Annotated in this window: 21 protein-coding genes; 13 read left to right on the top strand and 8 right to left on the bottom strand. The window is 67.7% G+C overall.

All coding sequences use genetic code 11. The annotated features are described in order from the left end of the window. Positions 1-48: 48 nt before the first annotated feature. The 5 genes from DC347_RS16055 to DC347_RS16035 all read right to left on the bottom strand — a co-directional run bounded on the left by DC347_RS16055 (position 49) and on the right by DC347_RS16035 (position 5094). On the bottom strand, positions 49-1305 hold the full coding sequence (locus tag DC347_RS16055; protein ID WP_109863647.1) for an acyl-CoA dehydrogenase family protein: 1257 nt from the start codon (positions 1303-1305) through the stop codon (positions 49-51). 126 nt (positions 1306-1431) lie between these two features. Continuing rightward, entirely contained in the window at positions 1432-2148 is a 717-nt protein-coding gene (locus DC347_RS16050) for a TetR/AcrR family transcriptional regulator (protein ID WP_109863646.1), read from the bottom strand. An 81-nt stretch (positions 2149-2229) separates the two neighbouring features. Beyond that, on the bottom strand, positions 2230-3252 hold the full coding sequence (locus DC347_RS16045; protein ID WP_109863645.1) for an NAD-dependent epimerase/dehydratase family protein: 1023 nt from the start codon (positions 3250-3252) through the stop codon (positions 2230-2232). Further along, positions 3246-4217 carry an aldo/keto reductase gene (locus DC347_RS16040; RefSeq protein WP_109863644.1) on the bottom strand — a complete coding sequence of 324 codons (972 nt, stop codon included), beginning with the start codon at positions 4215-4217 and terminating at the stop codon, positions 3246-3248. The genes DC347_RS16045 and DC347_RS16040 overlap by 7 nt, the downstream gene beginning before the upstream one ends. 55 nt (positions 4218-4272) lie before the next feature. Continuing rightward, positions 4273-5094, bottom strand: coding sequence for an aldo/keto reductase (locus DC347_RS16035; protein ID WP_109863643.1), 822 nt, complete (start codon positions 5092-5094; stop codon positions 4273-4275). Between the two features lie 197 nt (positions 5095-5291). Between DC347_RS16035 and DC347_RS16030 the strand changes: the two genes are divergently transcribed. Both DC347_RS16030 and DC347_RS16025 read left to right on the top strand, forming a co-directional pair. Beyond that, a complete protein-coding gene (locus tag DC347_RS16030) occupies positions 5292-6206 on the top strand; it encodes a helix-turn-helix domain-containing protein (RefSeq protein WP_109863642.1) in 915 nt (304 codons plus the stop codon). A 149-nt stretch (positions 6207-6355) separates the two neighbouring features. Next, complete coding sequence (locus DC347_RS16025) at positions 6356-6562, top strand: hypothetical protein (protein WP_018763735.1); 207 nt, start codon at positions 6356-6358, stop codon at positions 6560-6562. Between the two features lie 84 nt (positions 6563-6646). Here DC347_RS16025 and DC347_RS16020 read toward each other — a convergent pair whose 3' ends face one another. Both DC347_RS16020 and DC347_RS16015 read right to left on the bottom strand, forming a co-directional pair. Then, complete coding sequence (locus DC347_RS16020) at positions 6647-6859, bottom strand: dodecin (RefSeq protein ID WP_018763734.1); 213 nt, start codon at positions 6857-6859, stop codon at positions 6647-6649. Positions 6860-6973: 114 nt separating this feature from the next. Further along, positions 6974-7678: a FadR/GntR family transcriptional regulator gene (locus DC347_RS16015; protein ID WP_018763733.1), complete on the bottom strand. Its 705-nt coding sequence runs from the start codon at positions 7676-7678 to the stop codon at positions 6974-6976. A 172-nt stretch (positions 7679-7850) separates the two neighbouring features. On the opposite strand from DC347_RS16015, the gene DC347_RS16010 reads away from it, so the two are divergent. From DC347_RS16010 to DC347_RS15980, 7 genes are all read left to right on the top strand, one after another. Beyond that, on the top strand, positions 7851-9350 hold the full coding sequence (locus tag DC347_RS16010) for a four-carbon acid sugar kinase family protein (protein WP_109863641.1): 1500 nt from the start codon (positions 7851-7853) through the stop codon (positions 9348-9350). Between the two features lie 30 nt (positions 9351-9380). Next, positions 9381-10280 carry an NAD(P)-dependent oxidoreductase gene (locus DC347_RS16005; RefSeq protein ID WP_018763731.1) on the top strand — a complete coding sequence of 300 codons (900 nt, stop codon included), beginning with the start codon at positions 9381-9383 and terminating at the stop codon, positions 10278-10280. Between the two features lie 157 nt (positions 10281-10437). Next, the gene (locus tag DC347_RS16000; RefSeq protein ID WP_018763730.1) at positions 10438-11904 is read left to right on the top strand and encodes a GntP family transporter; all 1467 of its coding nucleotides are present in this window, start codon (positions 10438-10440) and stop codon (positions 11902-11904) included. Continuing rightward, positions 11904-12755: a class II fructose-bisphosphate aldolase gene (locus DC347_RS15995; protein WP_109863640.1), complete on the top strand. Its 852-nt coding sequence runs from the start codon at positions 11904-11906 to the stop codon at positions 12753-12755. Before DC347_RS16000 ends, DC347_RS15995 begins: the two co-directional genes overlap by 1 nt. 36 nt (positions 12756-12791) lie before the next feature. Beyond that, positions 12792-13190: a DUF1304 domain-containing protein gene (locus DC347_RS15990; RefSeq protein ID WP_018763728.1), complete on the top strand. Its 399-nt coding sequence runs from the start codon at positions 12792-12794 to the stop codon at positions 13188-13190. Positions 13191-13275: 85 nt separating this feature from the next. Next, positions 13276-14643, top strand: coding sequence for an acyltransferase (locus DC347_RS15985; RefSeq protein ID WP_109863639.1), 1368 nt, complete (start codon positions 13276-13278; stop codon positions 14641-14643). Positions 14644-14658: 15 nt separating this feature from the next. After that, a complete protein-coding gene (locus tag DC347_RS15980) occupies positions 14659-14988 on the top strand; it encodes a GNAT family N-acetyltransferase (RefSeq protein WP_018763726.1) in 330 nt (109 codons plus the stop codon). 81 nt (positions 14989-15069) lie between these two features. On the opposite strand, the gene DC347_RS15975 is transcribed toward DC347_RS15980, so the two are convergent. Beyond that, positions 15070-15393 carry a hypothetical protein gene (locus DC347_RS15975; RefSeq protein ID WP_109863638.1) on the bottom strand — a complete coding sequence of 108 codons (324 nt, stop codon included), beginning with the start codon at positions 15391-15393 and terminating at the stop codon, positions 15070-15072. 359 nt (positions 15394-15752) lie between these two features. On the opposite strand from DC347_RS15975, the gene DC347_RS15970 reads away from it, so the two are divergent. Genes DC347_RS15970 through DC347_RS15955 form a run of 4 tightly spaced genes read left to right on the top strand, consistent with a single transcriptional unit; the run spans position 15753 to position 21133 of the window. After that, a complete protein-coding gene (locus DC347_RS15970; protein ID WP_240617824.1) occupies positions 15753-17369 on the top strand; it encodes an aspartate aminotransferase family protein in 1617 nt (538 codons plus the stop codon). Next, a complete protein-coding gene (locus DC347_RS15965; protein ID WP_109863637.1) occupies positions 17366-18706 on the top strand; it encodes a lysine N(6)-hydroxylase/L-ornithine N(5)-oxygenase family protein in 1341 nt (446 codons plus the stop codon). Before DC347_RS15970 ends, DC347_RS15965 begins: the two co-directional genes overlap by 4 nt. Continuing rightward, positions 18703-19296, top strand: coding sequence for a GNAT family N-acetyltransferase (locus tag DC347_RS15960; protein ID WP_109863636.1), 594 nt, complete (start codon positions 18703-18705; stop codon positions 19294-19296). The genes DC347_RS15965 and DC347_RS15960 overlap by 4 nt, the downstream gene beginning before the upstream one ends. After that, positions 19286-21133, top strand: a complete 1848-nt coding sequence (locus tag DC347_RS15955; RefSeq protein ID WP_109863635.1) for an IucA/IucC family siderophore biosynthesis protein — start codon at positions 19286-19288, stop codon at positions 21131-21133. The genes DC347_RS15960 and DC347_RS15955 overlap by 11 nt, the downstream gene beginning before the upstream one ends. Positions 21134-21152 lie beyond the last annotated feature (19 nt).

Below are 21152 nucleotides of genomic sequence, written 5' to 3'. Positions count from 1 at the left end.
GAACAGTCCTTTCGGGACGATGGGGCGGCCAAAGTCAGCCGGTAAGGGTCAGGCGAAGGCGGAGACACCCGTGATGCCGCGGCCGATGATCAGGGCCTGCACGGTTTCGGTGCCTTCGTAGGTATGGATCGCTTCGATATCGGCCAGGTGCCGGGCCACCCGGTTGGCCAGCAGGATGCCGTTGCCGCCCAACATGTCGCGGGCATTGGAGGCGATCCCGCGGGCCGTCCGGGTGCAGGTGTACTTGACCAGCGAGGCCTGCTCCGGGGTCAGCGTTCCGGCTTCGTTGAGCCGGGTCATCTGCACCACCATGAGCTGCATGGTGGCCAGTTCGCTGAGCATCCGCGCCAGGCGCTCCTGGATGATCTGGGACGCGGCCAGCGGCCGGCCGAACTGCTTGCGCTGCTTGGCGTACTGGACGGCTGTCTCGTAGCAGGCCGTGGCATGCCCGACGGCGGACCAGGCCACGCCGAGCCGGGTCGCCAACAGGACGCGGGCGGTGTCCTTGAACGTGCGTGCGCCCGGCAGGACGTTGCTTTCGGGGACGAAGACGTTCTCCAGCCGGATGTGGGCCTGCCAGATGGCGCGAAGGGCCAGCTTGCCCTCGATCCTGGTGGCGGCGTAGCCGGGGGAATCCTGGGGGACCAGGTAGCCGTGCACCTGGCCATCGTCGCCGCGCGCCCAGACAACGCTGACCCCGCCGATGGAGCCGTTGCCGATCCACTTCTTTTCGCCATTGAGCAGGAATCCGCCGTCAGTGCGGGTTGCCGTGGTTTCCAGGGCTACGGAGTCGGATCCATGGGTGGGCTCTGTGAGGGCAAAGGCTGCGTACTCGGTTCCGCGGGCGATCGCGGGCAGCCAGCGTTCCTTCTGCGCCTCGGATCCGCACTCGGCGACGGACCGCAGGGCGAGGCCGCCCTGGACCGCGATCATGGTGGCCACGGATCCGTCCCCGCGGCTGATTTCCATGTTCACCAGTCCGGCGGCCATGCTGCTCATCGGTTCGAAGCCGTCCACGGCGGTGCCGTCGCGGAGCAGGTCCAGTTCGCCGAGGCGGTGGAGGAGGTGGAGCGGGTACTCGCCGCGCTCCCAGTAGCCGTCAATGACGGGGAGGACTTCCTCCTGGACGAAGCGGCGGGCGCGGTCCCAGTACTTCCGGTCCTCGGCGTTGATGCCGGCGAAGACGGAGGCGGGATCGGTGCCGAGGGCCTCGGTGAGAAGGTAATCGGGTTCCACCGTCCCGGCCGGGAAGTCCGGCGCACCGCCGGTGACGGTGGGTGCTGGGCTGGGCGACGTCGTCGTCATGTCTGCATCCTCTGGTTCAGCGGCGGCTGCGGGCCGCCCGGGTGATATGGCTCACGCCGCATCGACTAAGAATGCACTGAAACGCAGTTCCACGTCAAGAAACTCCGTACCAGATGCGCCTGGGCGTCAGGGCAAGGCATCGCGGACCGCCCGGGCGATGGCATCCTTGTCCGCCGGGCCGGCGAGCACGGTGACGACGACGGTGGCCGCCTTTTGCTCCGTGGCGTCAACAGGGGCGCCGGGACCGAGGAGGGTTGGCCGGAACGTTTCGGCCAGGGCCGCGAGTTCACGGGCGAGGGCTGCCGCCCTATCAGGCTGCCCGGATTCCCCGGCCGCGAAGGGCGCGCGAAGCCACTGCCGCAGGAAGGCGTTGTGCACGGCCACCACGGCTGCGGCGAAGGCAACGGCCGCGTACTCGCGGCGGCCGTCCCTGGGCAGGGTGTCGTTGAGGTACCGCAGGAAGGCCCGCTCATACCGGTGGGAGGTGACCAGCTCCCGGTCCCGGAGGGCCGGCACCGCCTGCAGGAGCCCGTACCGGGCCAGGGACGTTGCGCGGTTCCGCAAGTGGTGGTCGAACACCAGGAGCGCGGCGTCCGCGACGGCCGCCAGTGGCTCCAGCCGTGAGTCCGCCAGCCGGGTGTTCACCTGCTGCAGGATGCGCTCGTGGTCAGCGAAGACCACATCCTCCTTGGATCCGAACCTCCGGAAGAACGTGCTGCGGCTCATGCCCGAGGCCTCCGCGAGTTCCTCAACAGACGTTGCATCGAAACCCTGCTTTGCCAGGAGTTCGATGGCGGCGGCGACAGGCCCGTCGGCAGGATGGCTGGGAGGGGGTGGGGTCATGCGCCGAAATCTAGCACAGCGGCACTGTGGCCGGCCTGCCGCGGGATGGTGCGGCAGGCCGGCCACGCCGGCAGGTACGGATCAGGCGCCTTGCCGGGCCCAGCCGGTGAGCTTGTCCGAAAGCTGCATGTAGGCCTCGTTGACCTGCTGCAGCTCCGGGTGGGCGTCGTACCACTGGACAATTTCCCGGGCTCCGTCCGCAAACGGGATGGTGGCGGTGTAGTCCGGGACCAAGGATTTGATCTTGGTGTTATCGAAGACCACCGAGTGGGACCGGTCGCCCAGCAGGTTTGACCCCAGTTCCTGGTCGTGCGCGGCGATGGTCTGGGATGCCACGTGCACCAGTTCGGGTTCACGGACGCCGGCCGCCCGGGCGAACAGCCGGTAGATCTGGTTCCACGGCAGGTATTCGTCGGAGGTGATGGTGTAGCTTTCACCCACCGCCTGGGGCCTTCCGAGCAGGCCAACAAACGCCTTCGCGAAGTCTTTGCTGTGCGTCAGCGTCCAGAGTGACGTGCCATCGCCGTGCACCATGACCGGAAGCCCGCTCCGCATCCGGTGGATGTCCGTCCAGCCGCCCACCATGGCGATTTTGGTGCGGTCGTAGGTGTGCGACGGCCGGACCACGGTCATCGGAAAGTCCTCTTCCCGGTAGGCCCGGAACAACAGCTCCTCGCACGCGATCTTGTCCCGGGAGTACTGCCAGAAGGGGTTCTTCAACGGCGTGGACTCCAGGATGGGCAGCCTGGTGGGCGGCTTCTGGTAGGCGGAAGCGGAGCTGATGAAGACGTACTGGCCCGCCCGGTCCCGGAACAGATCCATGCTGGCTTGCGCCTGGTCCGGGGTATAGGCGATGAAGTCCGCCACGGCGTCGAACTCCCTGCCGCCCAGCACCTCACGGACCGCGAACGCATCCCGGACGTCCGCGTGCAGCACTTCAGCACCGTCCGGAACCGGCCTGGTGGATTGGCCCCGGTTCAGGATGGTCAGCCGGTGGCCGAGCGCGACGGCGTGTTCTGCCGCCGCCGCGCTGATCACCCCGGTGCCGCCGATGAAGAGGAGGTTCCGTGGCGCCACCGTGCCGGCAGCCAGGGGAGTTACCACGCGTAGTCTTCCGGTGCCGTGCGGTGGCCGGGGAAGATGTCGTCAAGCCGCTTGAGCGCGTCTGCGTCGAGTGTGACGTCCAGGGCGCGGATGGCGGCATCCAGTTGTTCCTGCGTGCGCGGGCCCACGATCGGGGCGGTCACGGCGGGCTGGTGCAGCAGCCACGCCAGTGCGATGTCGCCCGGTTCGTGCCCCAGTTCGTCGGCGAAGTCCTCGTACTGGCGGATCTGGTCTTCATGCTTCTTCAGCGTCTCGGCGGCGCGGCCTTCGGTACGCCGCACGCCCTGCCGCTCCTTCTTCAGCACGCCGCCCAGCAAGCCGCCCTGCAGCGGTGACCAGGGGATCAGGCCCAGGCCGTACTGCTGGGCCGCCGGGATGACTTCCAGCTCCACCTGCCGCATGAACAGGTTGTAGATGGACTGTTCGCTGACCAGCCCGGTGTAATTCCGGCGCCGCGCCGCTTCCTGGGCCTGGGCGATGTGCCAGCCGGCGAAGTTGCTGCTGCCGGAGTACAGGATCTTTCCCTGCTGCACCGCCACTTCGATGGCCTGCCAGATCTCGTCCCACGGTGTGTCACGGTCGATGTGGTGGAACTGGTACACATCGATGTAGTCCGTCTGCAGCCGCTTGAGGCTCGCATCCAGGGCCCTGCGGATGTTCAGTGCCGAGAGCTTGGACTCGTTGGGCCGGTCCGTCATGGTGCCGTAGAGCTTGGTGGCCAGGACGGTGTGCTCGCGGCGCTCGCCGCCCTTGGCGAACCAGCGCCCAATGATTTCCTCGGTCCAGCCGCGGTGGTCTGCCCCGCCGTAGACGTTGGCGGTGTCGAAGAAGTTGATGCCGGACGCGTGGGCGGAGTCCATGATGCTGTGGGCGTCCGCTTCCTCCGTCTGCGGCCCGAAGTTCATGGTGCCAAGGCAGAGGCGGGAAACTTTCAGGCCGGAGCGGCCCAGGTGGGTGTACTGCACGGAAGATCCTTTCGGTGGTGGAGCTTGTCGGCCCGGTGGTCGGGCTTGTCGAAACCTACATCTGGGTGAAGGCCGCGACGGCGGGATCGGACCCGATGCGGGCACCGGACTCAAGTGCCGTGATGGCGGCCAGTTCGTCGGCGGAGAGCGTGAGCGATGATGCCGCGAAGTTTTCCCGGATCCGGCCGGGGTTGGCCGACTTGGGGATGACGATGTTTCCCTGGGCCAGGTGCCAGGCGAGTACCACTTGGGCGGTGGTGGCCTCGTGGGCGCTGGCAATCGCGGTGACGGCGTTTCCGTTCAGGTCCCCGCCCTGGCCCAGCGGGCTGTACGCCTCCACGGCGATGCCCAGGTCCCGGCACTTTGCGGCGAGGTCCGCCTGCTGGTAGCTGGGGTGCAGTTCGATCTGGTTGACGGCGGGGACGGTTTCGGCGGACTCAAGCAGGGTGTCCAGGTGGTCGGACAAGAAGTTCGAGACCCCGATCGCGCGGATTTCCTTGTTCTGGTACAACCGCTCCATCTCCTTCCACGCCTGGACGAACAAACCCTGTGAGGGCACCGGCCAGTGGATGAGGTAGAGGTCGATGAAGTCCAGGCCCAGTGCTTTGCGGCTGTTTTGGAACGCCTCCTGCGCGCGGCCCTGCTCGCCGTTGCGCAGCTTGGTGGTTACGAAGATCTCGTCGCGGGCGATGCCGGTGGCGGCAAGCGCCGCACCCACTCCGGCCTCGTTGCGGTAGGCGGCGGCGGTATCGATGTGGCGGTAGCCGGCCTCGAGGGCGTCCTCGACGGTGCGCTGGGTGTCTTCCGGCGGAACCTGGAAAACGCCGAAGCCAAGTTGCGGGATGGTGACGCCGTTGTTGAGTGTCAGCTCTAACATGGGTGTGCTCCTAGGACGATGGTGATGTGGATCGGTGCCGGCTGCTCGACGAAGAAAGCGGTTTCCGCTGGCTCACTCCTGAGCCTATGCACTTTTGCCCGACAAGTCAGCAGAGAAGGCTGTTCCTGTTTTTCCTAGGATTCCCAGTCCTACCTTTTGGGTGGAGCGGGGCACCCTTCCCGGGCAGAATGGTCTGCATGGGTCAAAGCGCCGAGTTCGGAAAATTCCTCAAAGCCATGCGGTCCCGGCTGAGTCCGGAGGTTGCCGGAACGGGTCCCAGCACCGGTGCCCGCAGGGTTCCGGGGCTGCGGCGGGAGGAAGTGGCGCGGCTGGCCGGGGTCAGTACCGACTACTACGTCCGGCTGGAGCAGGGGCGCAACATCCACCCCTCACGCACCGTCCTGGACGCCGTCGCGAGGGCGCTGCGGCTGGACAGCAGCGAGCACGCGCACATGCTGGACCTGCTGGAGAACTGTGCCGGTGGTCCGCGCGAGGCCGGTACGGCCGCAGCGCAGGGCGTCCGGCCCGCGCTGCGCCAGCTCCTCGACGCGGTGGGGGAGGTGCCCGCCCTGGTGCTGGGCCGGCGCAGCGATGTCCTGGCCGGCAACCGGATGGCGTTCCTGCTGTTCGCCGATTTTCCGGCGCTGCCGGCGGCGGAGCGGAACCTCACCCGCTGGACCATCCTTGATCCAGCGGCGCGGGAGCTTTTCAGGGACTGGAAGACGGTGGCTGCCGAAGCCGCCGGATCCCTTCGGCTCGACGTGGGCCGGCATCCCAACGATCCGCAGGCCAACCACCTGGTGGGGGAGTTGGCCGTGAACAGCGAGCATTTCCGCCAGTGGTGGGCCGGGCACCGGGTGGCCACGAGGGCGGCGGGCACTGTCCGGCTGCACCATCCGGCGGTGGGCGACCTGGAATTGAACTTCGAGAACCTGGTCCTGCCGGAGGATCCCGACCAGATGCTGCGGGTGTATTCCGCTCGTCCGGGCTCGCCGTCGTCGGACGCATTGGCCCTGCTTGGCAGCCTGGGTGCCCCCAGTGCTCCCGGTGCGGGAGATGCAGGCGCGCTGCGGGACGCAGCCACGGTGGCCGACGGCGGGCCGGCGGACTAAGCGCCGCGGCTCGGTACCGTAACTGTACATTCGTCCAGCGAATGGCACCGATTCTGGCCAGCCGCCCATTGGGCTTCGGCCGACTGTTTCCTAGGGTTGAAGAACAAGCTTCCCCGCCCGGTTCTTACCACCCCAGGATGGTCTCAACGATGAAACGCATCGCACTGCTGAAGGAACGCCAGGCCTCCGCCGGCGCCACGTCCACAGCCACGGGTTCGCACTGCCCGGCCTCCGGACTCTGGAGCCCGGACTCCGATTCCCGCACCGTCCTGTCCTTCTTCGAAGGCCAGGTTTTCCCCGCGTTCGACGGCGTCCCAACGGTCTGGCGGCGCCGCAGCCCGGGAACAGCCAACTAAGGCACGAGCCCGGGGCAACGAGCTTAAAATCGGGAGGTCGTGAAGCCAGTGCTTCACGACCTCCCGGCGTTAAGGCTGGAGTGCTCAGTGATCTTCCAGCCGGAAGCCGAGTTTGATGGTTACCTGCCAGTCAGCGACCTTGCCTTCCTCCAGGTGGCCGCGGATCTCCTTCACCTCGAACCAGTCGAGGTTCCGGAGGGTCTGGGAGGCTTTGGCGATCCCGTTCCGGACCGCGTCGTCCACGCCTTCGGTGGAGGTGCCGACAATTTCAGAAATGCTGTACGTGTGGTTGGACAACTTCGCTCCTCGTGATCATCGTTGCTCCCGGTTGCGGGCCGTCCCTGAAGCCTAGTGGCACTGCGAGAGCGTTGACCAGAGGACCTGCCCCCTTCATGCAGGCCGCCCGCGGGCTCACTTGGCGGGCAGGACCAGGTTCCGCAGGTCGTCCAGGGTCTGCTGCATGTGGGCGTCCATGGCGGTGCGGGAGCGGGCCGGGTCGCGGGACTCAAGGGCCTCGGCGATGTTCTGGTGGTGTCCGATGGCGTGTTCCTGGATGGCCGGTACCGCCGACGTCTCGGCACGGCGCTTTTCCAGGACGCGGTGCAGCGGCTCGAACAGGACGGAGACGAAGACGTTCCCCGACGCGCGCAGGATGACATCGTGGAAGCCGAGATCGGCCTCTACGAACGCTGCGACGTCGTTGATGCTGTTGGCGGCCTTCATGGCCGAGACGTAGGCGAACAAGGAGGCAATGTCCTCCTCCGAGATGCGTCCGGCGGCAAGTTCGCAGGCTCCGGTTTCCAGCATCCGGCGGAGCTCGATGAGCTGGATGGAGGCGTCGGCGTCGTTCTTGCCCTCCGATGCCGCCCGCAGCACCGCTTCCAGCGATGTCCACCGGCTCAGGGGGTTGACGAACGTCCCCCGCCCTCGTTCGACGCTGAGGATCTGCTGGGCCTGGAGCGTCTTCATCGCCTCACGGACCGTCATGCGGCTGACTTCATGGCGGGCGCTGAGTTCCAGTTCGCCCGGAACCGTGGCGCCGGGCGGAAACTCGCCTTCGATGATGCGGTCCAGCAGCTCATCGGCCACGATGCCGACCAGCGATTTCCTTGCCATGGTTCCCCCGCTTCCTGCTTCCGGCCAACGCCCGGCGGATATGTCAGACAAGTCTACTTGCGCGTCTTTATGCCGTGTGCCACACTAACATTCAAATGCAAGATGTCAGACATCTTACAGTTACCTTTACATCAGTATCCGGGTCCCGGATCGCTACACAATGGAGTGCACTTTGACGCTTGAAGCAGACCTTCTGGCCGCCTATCCGGCTGACCTCGAGATCCCCGCAGGGCTCGTTGCCGGCTCCCTGGCCGCTTCCAACGCAGAGGTTCCCCGCGTCCTGGTGGTGCTCGACGACGACCCCACCGGCACCCAGTCCGTGGCAGACCTCCCCGTGCTCACCAGGTGGGACGTAGAGGACTTCAGCTGGGCTTTTGCGCAGGGAAAGCCCGCGGTCTACGTCCTCACCAACACCCGGTCCCTCGACCCCGCCGAAGCGGCTGCCCGCAATGAGGAAGTGGTCCGCAACGCCCTCGCGGCGGCAGGATCGCCCGACTCCCTGCGGCTGGGATTCGTCAGCCGCAGCGACTCCACCCTCCGCGGCCACTACCCCCTTGAGCCTGACGTCATCGCGGCCACCGTTGCCGGGGTCAGCGGCGAGACGACCGACGGCGTGGTCCTGGTCCCCGCATTCCCAGACGCCGGCCGGCTCACCATCGGCGGCGTCCACTACATGCGCGGCACCGGTGACGCCAAGGGCACCGTGGTCCCCGTCTCCGAGACCGAATTCGCCAAGGATGCGTCCTTCGGCTTCAGCACCTCCGTCATGGCCGACTACGTCGCCGAGAAATCCCAGGGCAGGTTCCCGGCGGACTCAGTGATCGTCCTGGACCTGAACATCATCCGTGCCGGCGCAGCCGCCCAGGACCCGGCCATCTCCGCCAAGGCGATCGCGGACGCCATCGAGCCCGCCACCGATTCCACGCCCATCGTGGCCGACATCGTCACCGAGAATGACTTCCGCGCCCTGGCGCTGGGACTGGAAGAGGCAGAACGCCGCGGCAAGAAGCTCCTCTACCGAGTGGGCCCGCCGTTCGTCCGCGGCCGCATCGGCCAGGAGATCCGGGCCGCACTGACTTCCGAAGAGGCCTACGCAGGCAACACCCCGTCGGAGGCGGGCGGCCTGATCGTGGTGGGCTCGCACGTCGGCGTGACCACCCGGCAGCTCAACGTCCTCACCGCCGAACACAGCTCGGCGCGCATCATCGAGATCGACGTCGAGAAGCTCCTCGCCGCCGAAGCTGGAACAGCCGACCCCAACGCCAAGGAGCACCTGGACCGCACGGTGGACGCCGTGGTCGAGGCCCTCCACGCCGGCGACGTGATCGTCCACACCAGCCGCCTGCTGATCAAGACGGACGACCCCGCCGAAAGCCTGCGGATCGCCCGTACCGTCTCCGCCGCCGTCGTGGACGTGGTCAACCGGACCCTGAAGACCTTCCCGCCGCGGTTCGTCATCGCCAAGGGCGGGATCACGTCCTCCGACGTCGCCGCCCACGGCCTGGAAATCCGGCACGGCATTGTCCGCGGCCCCATGCTCCCGGGCATCGTCAGCCTCTGGGAACCGGTGGACGGCCCCGCCAAGGGCATCCCCTACATCGTGTTCGCCGGCAACGTGGGCGACGACGACTCCCTGGCCCAGGTCACCCGCAAGCTCAGCAACAAGTTCTAAGAGTTCCGAACAAATTCAACGGAGAACACCATGACCAGCAACTACACCATCACCGTCCTGGGCCTCGGCGCCATGGGCCTGCCCATGGCCACCCGACTGGCCTCCCAGCTCACAGTCCACGGCTTCGACATCGCCGAGCCCCGCCTCAAGCTCGCCGAAGAAGCCGGCATCGCCACCTTCACCACCGCCCGCGAAGCCGCCAAGGGCGCGGACGCCGTGCTCCTGGCCGTCCGCAACGGCGAGCAGCTCAACGACGTCCTCTTCGGCGAAAACGGCGTGGCCTCCGTCCTGGAGCCGGGCGCCGTCGTCATCCTCGGCAGCACGGTGGGCACCGACGCCATCCCCGCCACCGTGGCCAAGCTGGCCGAATACGGGGTGGACCTGGTGGACGCCCCGCTGTCCGGCGGCCCCAAGCGCGCCGGCGAAGGCGACCTGCTGATCGTCGTCGGCGCGTCCCCCGAAGCCCGCGAAAAGGCCGCGCCGGCCCTAGACCTGCTGGCCTCCACGCTCACCGTGGTGGGTGACAACCCCGGCGATGGCCAGGCCCTGAAGACCGTCAACCAGCTCCTGTGCGGCGTCCACATCGCCGCGGCCGCCGAGGCCCTGGCCCTGGCCGACGCGCTGGGACTGGACCAGGCCAAGACCCTCGCCGCCCTCGAAGCCGGCGCTGCCGGTTCCTTCATGCTCTCCAACCGTGGCCCCCGCATCCTGGAGGCCTACAACGAGGAAGGCGCCGAGGTCCTGTCCCGCCTGGACATCTTCGTCAAGGACATGGGCATCGTGGGCAAAGCCACCCGCGCGGCCGGGCTGGCAGCCCCCGTTGCCGCCGCCGCCGAGCAGCTCTACCTGCTGGGCCAGGCCCAAGGCCTCGCCGCCGCCGATGACTCCGCCGTCATCAAGGTGGTCGCCCCGGCCAAACGGACCAAGTAAGCGTCTCTCCCCCCCCCGAACGGTACGACGACGGCGGTCCCCCCTCCGCCGTCGTCGCACCTCCCAGCGTTGCGGCTTTGTTCCGCAGCGTTCCATCCCCGCCGTGATACCTGATGCCCGTCTGCCCCGGACCGGCACGTCAAAGGAGACATTTCCCGTGAACCACCTGATGAGCCCGCTGATACAGCGGGCGGCCGATGCTCCGGCCATCAAGCCCGCCGTGGAGCTGGGCACCCCGCTGCTGCTCACCATCGCCGCCGTTGGCATCGCCATCCTGCTGGTGATGATCATCCGCTTCAAGATCCAGGCGTTCGTGGCCCTGCTGACCGTCAGCATCCTGGTTGCCGTGGCCGCCACGATCCCGCTGCAGGACATCTTCACCGTGGTGTCCGGCGGCGTGGGCAGCACCATGGGCAAGGTGGCGATCCTGATCGCGCTCGGCGCCGTGCTGGGCCGCATGATCGAGGTCTCCGGCGGTGTCCAGTCGCTGGCCGACCACTTCACCCGCAAACTCGGCGCCCGCCGGGTGGCCGTGGCGCTGACCGCCGTCGGCTTCCTGGTGGCCATCCCCGTGTTCTTCGAAGTCGGCATCATCGTGCTGGTCCCCATCGTCTACGCCTTCGCCAAGATCGCCAAGGTCCACCCGGTCAAGTTCGGCCTGCCCATGGCCGGCATCATGCTCGCCATCCACGTGGCCGTTCCGCCGCACCCGGGAATCGTTGCCGGCGCCGGCGTGCTGGGTGCCGACATCGGGCTGATCGCCCTGATCTCACTGCTCATCTGCATTCCGCTCGGCTTCCTGTCCTACTGGGTGGCGTCCATCATGAACCGCAAGGACTACGAGCTGCTGCCGGCCGTGAAGACCCAGGTGGAGGAGTTCGGTTCCGACTCACTGGTCAAGGTGGGCCACGACGGCCCCGGTGCCGCCGCCATCGCACCCCCTCGCCCGGGCCTGATCATTTTCCTGATCGCCGCCCCGATCGTGCAGATCCTCCTGGGTACCGCCGGCACCCTCATCCTCCCCAAGAGCGATCCCCTCTACGGCCTGGCAGCCTTCATCGGCAACCCGTTCCTGGCCCTGCTGGTGGCCGTGGCGCTGTCCTTCTTCCTGCTCGCGGTCCGCCGCGGCTGGTCCTTCAAGGAGACCGGTGAAATCTTCGAAGGCGCCCTGCCTCCCATCGCCTCCATCCTGATGGTGGTGGCTGCCGGCGGCGTCTTCGGCAACGTCCTGCAGGTCTCGGGCATCGGCGGGGCGCTCTCCAAGACCCTGGACACGCTCGGCGTGCCGCTGCTGCTGCTCGGCTTCATCATTTCCCTCGCACTGCGTGCCGCCCAGGGTTCGGCCACCGTGGCCATCGTGACCACCACCGGCCTGCTCTCCGCAGCGGTCAGCGGCGGCGGCTACAGCCCGGCCCAGATCGCGGTGATCGTGATCGCCATCGGCTTCGGCGCCTTGGGCCTCTCCCACGTCACGGACGCCGGCTTCTGGGTGGTGGTGCGCTACTACGGCCTGACCGTCTCGGACGGCCTGAAGACCTGGACCGTCCTGACTACCATCCTGGGCCTGGCCGGCTTCGCGCTGACCTTCGTGGCCTGGATCCTGGTGGGAGGCCTGGGCGTCTGATGCGTACCCGACTGGACCACCTGGTCACCACCGCCCTGCAGCAGGGTTCCGCCGTGCCGGCCTTCACCTGCTACGACTTCACCACCGCGCTGGCCGTGGTGGGCGCCGCAGAGGAATCAGGACGTGGTGCCATCCTGCTGGTGGCACCCAAGACCGCGGCTACCGCGAACGGGCTCAGGCTCATAGCGGCGCTCCGCACCCTGGCCGACGCGGCCGCGGTTCCGGTTGCCGTGCAGCTTGACCACGCCAGCGACCTCAAGGTGATGGCCGACGCCGTCGCGGCAGGGGCGGATTCGGTCCTCGCCGACGGTTCATCCCTTCCCTACGAGGACAACATTGCCCTGGTCAAGTCGGCCCGCGCCCTGCTGGGCCCGGACGTCGTGCTCGAAGCGGAACTTGGCGGCCTGGCCGGCGACGAGGACCGCGCCTTCGGTGCAGACCAGTCCGGCGCCGACGTTGCAGGCCTGACCGACTCGGCGCGGGTGGAGGACTTCGTGTCCCGTACCGGCGCGGAACTGCTTGCCGTGGCCGTGGGCAATGTCCACGGCAAGTACAAGGGCGAGCCGCGGCTGCGCTGGGACGTGCTCCAGGACATTGCGGCCCGGGTCCACATTCCGCTGGTGCTGCACGGCGCTTCCGGCATCCCCGCCGGGGAACTGGTGAAAGCCGCGGCCATGAACGTAGGCAAGGTCAACTTCAACACCGAGCTGCGGACCGGCGTGCTGGCCACCCTCCAGGACCAGCTGCCCGCCCACCGTGCGGACGGCGAAAACCTGCAGGGCCTGCTGGCCCGGTGGAACCACTCGGCCAAGGAGTTCGCCACCGCCACGCTGGCCACGCTGGCACGGTAGGAAAGACCCCACTCCGGGGGAGGCTAGGATCAAGCCATGATCCTGGCCTCCCTCTTTTTTGCCTTCCTCGCCGCGGCGCTGCACGTTTTCATCTTCACCATGGAATCCGTGACCTGGACCCGGCCCGCCACGTGGAAACGCTTCAGCATCGGATCCCAGGACCATGCAGAGATCACCAGGCCGCTGGCGTACAACCAGGGGTTCTACAACCTGTTCCTGGCAGTGGGTGCCCTGGTCGGAATCGGCCTGGTGGTGTTCGGGGCCGGTCCGGCGCAGCACGTGGCGGGCTGGACCCTGGTGTTTTCAAGCTGCGGCTCCATGCTCCTGGCGGCCGTGGTCCTGGCCCTCAGCGGCCGCAAGTACCTCCGCGCGGCGGCCACCCAGGGCGCAACGCCGCTGCTCGCCGTCGTCCTGGGCCTGGTGGCTGTGCTCTAGCCCGGCACCCCTGCCTCTTCTACACCACCGGCAACAGGCGCAGAATGGTGCTGTGAACAGGGCCGGGACGCTGTAAGGCCACGCGGTGCGGCGGGGTCAAGGGAACGAAAAGCAGTCGGACACGGCAGCCCGTGATCCGGCGATCGACCTTGTCCGCTTCGTCTGCCTGGCATTGGTGGTGGTGGGCCATTCCATGATGGTCAGTCCGGTCCTGCACCCGGACGGGACCGTGACAACGGAGAACACCCTTGGCGACCAGGACTGGTTTGTCCCCGTCATCTGGATCTTCATGGTCATGCCCCTGTTCTTCGTTACCGGGGGTGTGACCGGCCTGCAGTCCTGGCGCCGGCTGAAGGCGCGCGGCGGGACGGCGGCCCAGTTCATCCGTGCACGGCTGCTGCGGCTGGTCCGTCCCGCCACCGCGCTGCTTGCGGCGATGGTCCTGGGACTGTTGTTGGCCCGTGCCCTCGGGGTGGACCCTCAGGTGGTCCAGCTCATGGCCACCGGCGCCGGCATGCCGCTGTGGTTCCTGGCCGCCTACCTCGCGGCGCAGTTGAACATTCCGGTCCTGGCGGCGCTCCATGCGCGTTCCCCCTGGCTGGCGCTGGGCCTGCTCCTCGGCCTGGTGGTTGCCGTGGATTGCCTCCGGGGGGCGCTGCCGAACCTTGCCTACGCGAACCTGGTGTTCGTGTGGTGCGCAGTGCAGCAACTGGGCTTCCTGGCGGCCGACGGCTGGACGTCCCGGCTTTCCCGTTCGGGCCTGCTGGCCATCGCGTTGGCAGCAAACCTTGCGTTGGGTGTGGTGACGGGGCTGGGCCTGTACACCGGCAACATGCTGGTGAACCTCAATCCACCCAACCTCACCCTGGTCCTGTTGGCCGTCTCCCAGCTGGCCGCGATGGAGCTGGCGCGGCCGGTCCTCGCGTCGCTCGCCGAGGTCCGCTGGATTGGCCGCCTCGTGGGCGTGGCGGGCAGCCGGTCCCTGACGGTGTACTTGTGGCACCTGCCGCTGCTGGGCGCGATGTCAGGGCTGCTGCTCCTGGTGCCGTTCCCCAAGCCCGGCGCCGGCACCGCCGCGTGGTGGTGGTCGCGGCCCGTGGTGGTCCTGGCCCTGGTCGTCCTGCTGCTCCCCGTCGCTGCCGCCTTCGGCCGCCTTGAGGACCGGGTAACGGCGCCACACGCCTACCGCAGCCGGCCCGCCTTGGCTGCGGCCGCCGTCGTCGTGGTCTTCCTTCCCGCGGCGGACGCCGCCCTCAACGGATTGTCACTGGGGCTGCTGGCTGCCGGCACCTTGTGCTTTTCCGCGGCGATCCTCCTGCTGGGCGGGTTTCCGCTGCGGCGACGGCCATCGGCCGGGACCAGGCCCCCGCGACGGCCGGCGGGCGGGCCGGCGGCCCGGACCACCTCCCGCCGGAGGCGCGGCCGAAGGGGCATTGCCAGCGGGGTGAAGTAGTGCCAGTGTCAAACCATGACCGAGAACACCATGTCCACAGAGGATAAGTTCACCCCCAACGTCACCCTGCGGCGCAACGACGCGGACCACCGGTACGAACTCCTGGTGGACGGCAGGCTCGCTGTCCAGGCCTTCTTCCACGACCTGCCGGGACATATCGACTTCACCCATACCGAAACGGGCCAGGACTTCGAGGGGCAGGGGCTGGGCAAGGTGCTGGCGCATTTTGCCCTGGATGACGTGGTGGCCACCGGAAAACGCATCATTCCGCACTGCCCGTTTATGTCCAGCTACCTCCGCAAGCACGAGGGCTACGAACAGTTCGTGGACTGGCCCGAGCGCTGACCGCCCGCCGGCCCCATCCTCTGATCGCATCCGCCGATCACATTCGCTGGCCGCGGGCCGGCGCCCGCGCTCGGAGCAGAGTCAGCTGGCCAGGGCCGAATCGCTGACCGCCCAGGCGGTCCCGGGGTCGTCGATGGTGAAGCCGCAGGCACAGCGGTAGGTGGTGACGGTTTCGGCCGCCTCCGGCCGCAGTGCCACCACGGAGGTTCCGTCAACGTAAACGGGCTGCCGGACCGGAAGTTCCCCGTGATCGACAAGCTGCATCGGCGTGCGGCAGTGCATGCGCGAATTGAGGGTCACCAGCAGTCCTGCATCGACAGGTACCGTGGCGGCCGGAAACTGCTCAGCCGGTTCGCGGCGCTCCCCAAACGCCATCAGCTGCTCATCCATTGTGGTGGTCATCATGTTCTTCCTTGGGCTTCTTTCACGGAACCGCCATGGCCGGCAGTCCCGCCGCGAACTGCTTGCGGAGGTTCATCTACCCCATAAGAAAAGCATGCTTACTAATTGATGCACAAGTTCCGGCATCTGGTGATGGCCCGCAATCCCTAGTACCCGCTTGACCCCAAGCGTAGCGTCGCGGGGACCTGCCGGTGCCCCGGAGCGCTGAATTCGCGGTTCATCACGAAATACATCACAAAAGTTTGATTAAAAGGGTTACCTAAGTAAGGCTTACCTTACAAGAAGGCAGGGCAGGGGTGTTCCGCTCCAGCCCTGCCCGCTCCGACCACTGCCACTCCGGCAGTGCCCAGCAAAGGAAACCCATGCCGCTGATGCCCCACCCTGCTCCGCACGTGGAAACACAGCTTCCCGCCACCGCCTCACCACAGGGCCCGCCAGCCGCTTCCGCCGGCCAGGACTTTGCCTCCCGGCTGGAACTGGCGCTCGGGGCCAGCAACCACCTCCTCAATGCCAGGAATTCAGCCCGGTACGTGGCGCAGGTCCTGCAGGGTGTCACTGCCGTGGCCACCAAGCTGGAGCGGACCACCCGGCCCTTTACCGGCGTCGAACCGTCAGCGCTGGAGGCCCGGGTGGGGGCGGTTGACCTGGACGTGCCGCTGCGGGACACCGCTGCGGCACTGGAGGAGCTCGAGGACGTCTACCTGCGCGACGCCGTCTATTTCCATGACCCCAAATACGCGGCGCACCTCAACTGCCCGGTGGTGATCCCGGCACTGGTGGGCGAGGCCGTCCTTTCCGCCGTCAACTCCTCGCTGGACACCTGGGACCAAAGCGCGGGGGCCACCATGATCGAGCGCCGCGTCATCGACTGGACCGCGCAACGGCTGCACCTGGGTGCCGCCGCTGACGGTATCTTCACGTCCGGCGGCAGCCAGTCCAACCTGCAGGCGCTACTGGTCGCCCGCAACCACGCAGTTGCGGCCCTCCGCCAGGACCCGGCCCGCAGCGGCCTCCGCCTCCCGGCGCTGCTGGATAAACTCCGGATCTTCGCCTCCGTGGACAGCCACTTCAGCATCCAAAAGTCGGCCGCCCTGCTCGGCCTCGGATTCGACGCCGTCATCAACGTCCCCTGCACGCCGGACCGCCGGATGGACCCCGAAGCCCTGGCCGATGCCCTGGCCGACGCACACCGGGCCGGCCTGGTCCCGATGGCGGTGGTGGCCACCGCCGGGACCACCGACTTTGGCGCGGTGGACCCCCTCGCAGACCTCGCCGCCCTTGCCCATGCCTCCGGCGCCTGGCTCCACGTGGACGCCGCCTACGGCGGCGGCCTCATGGTCTCCGGCCGGTACCGGCACCTCCTGGACGGGACCCGGTTCGCGGACTCGGTCACCGTTGATTTCCACAAGACCTTCTTCCAGCCCGTCAGCTCCAGCGCGCTTCTGGTCCGCGACAGGGCCATGCTGCGGCACGTCACCTACTACGCCGACTACCTGAACCCGGAAAGTGCTGCCCTCGCGGACATTCCCAACCAGGTGGACAAGAGCCTCCAGACCACCCGCCGCTTCGACGCCCTGAAACTGTGGCTCACGCTGCGGATCATGGGGGCGGACGCCATCGGCGCGCTGTTCGACGAAGCCATCGACCTCGCGGGGCGCGTCGGATTGCTCCTGGAGGCAGACGACGACTTCGAAATCGCGGCACCGCCGCAGCTCAGCACCCTGGTGTTCCGCTACCGCCCGCGGCTGGACGGGGGAGCGCGGCTCAGTGAGGACGCCGCCGACGCGCTCAATCCTGCCGTGCGCGCCGCCGTCTTCGCGTCCGGGCGGGCGGTGGTTGCCGGGACCACGGTGGGTGGCCGCCACTACCTGAAGTTCACCCTCCTCAATGCCGAAGCCACCCTAGAGGACATCGCCGGCATCATCGACCTCCTGCGCCGCACCGGCGCGGACCTCCTGCAGGACGGTGCCGCCGCATGACCACCCCCGCAACCGGCCACGTCCATGACTTCGCAGCCATCGGCGTCGGCCCCTTCAACCTTGGCCTCGCCGCCCTGGCTGAGCCCGTCGAGGGCCTGGCCGGCATCTTCCTCGACCAGCGCGAATCCTTCGAGTGGCACCCCGGCATGATGCTGGAGCCGGCCCACCTGCAGGTCCCTTTCCTGGCGGACCTGGTGACCATGGCGGACCCCACCTCGCCCTACTCGTTCCTGAACTTCCTCAAGCAGACCGGCCGGCTGTACCGGTTCTACATCCGCGAGGACTTCTACCCGCTGCGAGCCGAATACAACCAGTACTGCCAGTGGGTGGCCGGGCAATTGCCTTCGGTACGTTTTGGCACAACCGTGCTGGATGCGGCGTACGACGACGGCGTGTACCGGCTGGCCGTCTCCGGCCCCGGCGGCACGGAGGTACTTTCCGCCCGCCGGCTGGTGCTGGGCACCGGCACCAGCCCCTACGTACCGGAAGCCGGCCATGGCATCATGGCCGAGGCCGCCGCAGGCCGCGGGGGCATGGCCTTCCACAATGCCGACTACCTGGCCCGGAAGGCGGACCTGCAGCAGCGCCGCAGCATCACCATCGTGGGCAGCGGGCAGAGCGCGGCGGAGATCTACTATGACCTGCTCACGGACGCGGACGCCTACGGGTACCGGCTGGACTGGGTGACCCGTTCCGGCCGGTTCTTTCCCCTGGAGTACACCAAACTGACCCTCGAGATGACCTCGCCCGAGTACGTGGACTACTTCCATGGCCTCCCGCCGCACCGCCGCGACCACCTCAACAAGACGCAGAAGAACCTCTACAAGGGCATCAACGCGGACCTGATCGACGCAATCTACGACCTCCTCTACACCCGGAGCCTCGCCGGGATGGTGGACACGCGGCTGCTGACCCATTCCACGCTCACAGCCGCCGCATGGGACGCCGCCGCCGGAACCCACACCCTGGGCCTGCACCACGACGAGCAGGGCACCGCCTACACCCTGGACAGCGACGCCGTGGTTTTCGCCACCGGCTACACCTACCGGGAACCGGAGTTCCTCGCGGGAATCCGGGACAGGATTGCCCGGGACAGCGGGGGCCGTTTTGCGGTGGACCGCAACTACAGCACCGGCGTGGAACCCGGAGAGATCTTCGTCCAGAACGCCGAGCTGCACACCCACGGATTCGCCGCCCCGGACCTGGGCATGGGCGCCTACCGCAACTCGTGCATCCTCCGGGCAATTAGCGGCCGGGAGGTCTATCCGGTGGAACGCAGCATCGCGTTCCAACAGTTCGGCGCACCGGAGAGCATCACGGCGGAGGTGCCCGCATGAGATTCACGTTCCGCTGCGTCGACCCCGCGGCCGACGCCCCGCTCCTGCACAGCTGGGTCACGCGGCCCTACGCCTCCTTTTGGGGAATGCTGGCCTCCGGCGTTGACGACGTCGAAAAGGAGTACGCCGCCATCCAGGCGAGCGGACACCACCACGCCCTGCTGGGGCTCGACGACGGCATTCCGGCCTTCCTCGTTGAGGAGTACCTGCCCGCGTCCTCACCGCTGGCCACGGCCTACCCGGTCCGGCCCGGTGACGCCGGCATGCACCTGCTGGTGGCCCCGCCGTCGGACGCTCCTGTGGCCGGGTTCACCACGGCCGTCATGGATGCCGTGCTGGCCCGGCTGTTCGCCAAACCCGGGGTGGACCGGATCGTGGTGGAACCCGACGTCCGGAATACCCGGATCCACGCCCTCAATAAACGGCTCGGCTTCCGCCCCGAGGGGGTGGTGGCCCTCCCGGACAAGGACGCGCTCCTGAGCTTTTGCAGCCGGGAGGACTACCTGGCTGCCCGGGCTTTGAACCTTCTCACCGCCCCAATCCGCTTGCCCGCCACCTCGACCGCAATGGAGCACCACTGTGACCACTGACCTCTACCCCGCCCCGGCCGCTGCCTTCCCGTCCGACGTTTCCCACCTCAGCCCGCACCGCTGGGAGGCAGCCAACCGGCATCTGCTCCGCAAGGCGCTCGCCGAGTTCTCGCACGAACGGATCCTTGCGCCTGAGCGCCTTCAGGAGATGGACCACGCCGCCAGCTATCGGGTGGTCAGCGACGACGGAACCCGCGAGTACCGTTTCGACGCGCGGATCCTGGACCTGGACCACTGGTCCATCGACGCCGGTTCAATCCGGCATCTCCACGAGGGCGCCGAGGCGCCGCTGGAGGCCATGGAGTTCATCACGGCCTTCCACACGACCCTCGGCATCACCATCTCCATGCTTCCGGTCTACCTGGAAGAAATCAGCAGCACGCTGGCCGGACACGCCTACAAACTGGCGGACCGCAGGCCGGACTCGGCGGAACTGGCGGCCGGAATAACCCGCGGCGCGGACGCTGCCGCCGATTTCCAGGCCATCGAACGCAGCATGTCCGAAGGCCACCCCTGCTTCGTGGCCAACAACGGCCGGCTGGGCTTCGGCATCGGCGATTACCACGCCTTCGCTCCCGAAACCGGTGCCGCCGTGCGCCTGGAATGGATCGCCGTGCACCGCAGCTGCGCCGTCTTCACCGCGGCTGCCGGGCTGGACTACCGGACACACCTGGCCGCCGAACTGGGGCCGCTGCTGGACACTTTCCACGCCGTGCTGGCGGAACAGGGACTCGAGCCGGAGCAGTACTTCCTCATGCCGGTGCATCCCTGGCAGTGGCAGAACAAGCTCACGGGTACGTTCGCGGCGGAGATCGCCCGGCAACGCATCGTCCACCTGGGCAGGGGAACCGATCAATACCAGGCGCAGCAGTCGATCAGGACGTTCTTCAACACCGGCGCCCCCGCCAAGCACTACGTCAAGACCGCCCTGTCCGTGCTGAACATGGGCTTCATGCGCGGACTCTCCCCGCAGTACATGAAGGCGACGCCCGCCATCAACGACTGGCTGCGGGACCTAATCGGCTCAGACCCGGCACTGCAGCGCCGCGGGTTCACCATGATCGGCGAGGTGGCCGCCGTCGGTTACCACAACCCGCATTACGAGGCCGGCTCCGCGGAAGGCTCACCGTACCGGAAGATGCTGTCCGCCCTGTGGCGGGAAAGTCCGCTGCCGCTGCTGCGCGACGGCGGGCAGCTGGCCACCATGGCGTCGCTCCTGCATGTGGATGCGGCAGGAAAACCGATGGCCGCCGCACTGATCGAACGTTCCGGACTGGCGCCCGCCACATGGCTCCGCCGGTACTTCGAGGCCTACCTGGTTCCCCTGGTGCACTGCCTCTGCCGCTATGAGCTGGCGTTCATGCCGCACGGCGAAAACGTCATCCTGGTCCTGGAAAACGGCGTGCCCGTGCGGGCCGTCATGAAGGACATCGCCGAGGAAATCGTCGTGATGGGGGACCGGCTGGAGGTGCCCGCCGAAGCCGCAAGGATCAAGGCCGCGATTCCTGACGGGGAGAAGGTATTGGCGATCTTCACCGACGTCTTCGACTGCATCTTCCGCTTCCTCGCGGCCCTGCTGGACGAGGACGGCACCCTGCCCCAAGAGGAGTTCTGGCGCACCGCAGCCGCAGCCATCCGGGACTACCAGGCGGAGCATCCAGAGCTTGCGGACCAGTTCGCAAGACACAACCTGTTCGCCCCGGACTTTCCACTGTCCTGCCTCAACCGGCTGCAGCTGCGCAACAACCAGCACATGCTGGACCTCTCCGATCCCTCCGGCGGCCTGCAGCTGGCCGGACGCCTGGCCAACCCGCTGGCCCGGTTCGCAGGGGTGTAGTACCGGCAACTGGTTAGGC

Origin of the sequence: Pseudarthrobacter sp. AG30, assembly GCF_003116525.1 — a bacterium.
Lineage (GTDB): Bacteria > Actinomycetota > Actinomycetes > Actinomycetales > Micrococcaceae > Arthrobacter.
Note: the sequence above shows the minus strand (reverse complement) of the source record. Positions and strands in the feature narration are given on the sequence as shown.